Source organism: Rhodobacter sp. TJ_12 (assembly GCF_020023995.1).
In the GTDB taxonomy this organism is placed as follows: Bacteria; Pseudomonadota; Alphaproteobacteria; order Rhodobacterales; family Rhodobacteraceae; genus Rhodobacter.
In genome coordinates, this window is sequence record NZ_NRRD01000109.1 from 1 (window position 1) to 503 (window position 503).

General features: G+C 65.4%; 1 protein-coding gene. It reads right to left on the reverse strand.

All coding sequences use genetic code 11. The annotated features are described in order from the left end of the window. Positions 1 to 503 (reverse strand): DsbA family protein (locus CKO11_RS17440; protein ID WP_223641578.1); only part of this gene is annotated, 503 nt, incomplete at both ends.

Genomic DNA, 503 nt, shown 5'->3' on the forward strand with positions numbered 1-503 from the left:
CATGGTGCGGTCGACGACGAACGTCGGCGTGCCCGAGATCTCGAGCGTTGCGGCGAGCTTGTGGTTCGCCGCGATCACCGCCGTGACCTCGTCCTTGTCCATGTGGGCGAGGATCGACGCGCGGTCGAGCTTCATCTCGTCGGCGAGCCGGCCGAGCGCTTCCGTGGTGATGTCGCCGCGGAAGGCGATGAGCTTGTCATGCACCGCCTTGTAGGGTTCGGGGCCGGCGATCTGCAGCACGGAGATGGCGAAGCGCGAGGCCAGCACCGACTCCTCGCCGAGGATCGGATATTCCTTCAGCACGAAGCGGATGTTGCCATCGGAGGCCACCAGTTCCTCGACCTCGGCATTGGCCTTGCGGCAGTAGCCGCAGCGGTAGTCGATGAACTCGACCACCGTGATGTCGCCCTGCAGGTTGCCGCCGGCCCAGCTGGCCGGATCGGTGTAGATTTCCGAGGCATGGTCCTGAAGCCGGGCGAGGTCGGCATTGACCTGATCGAGCT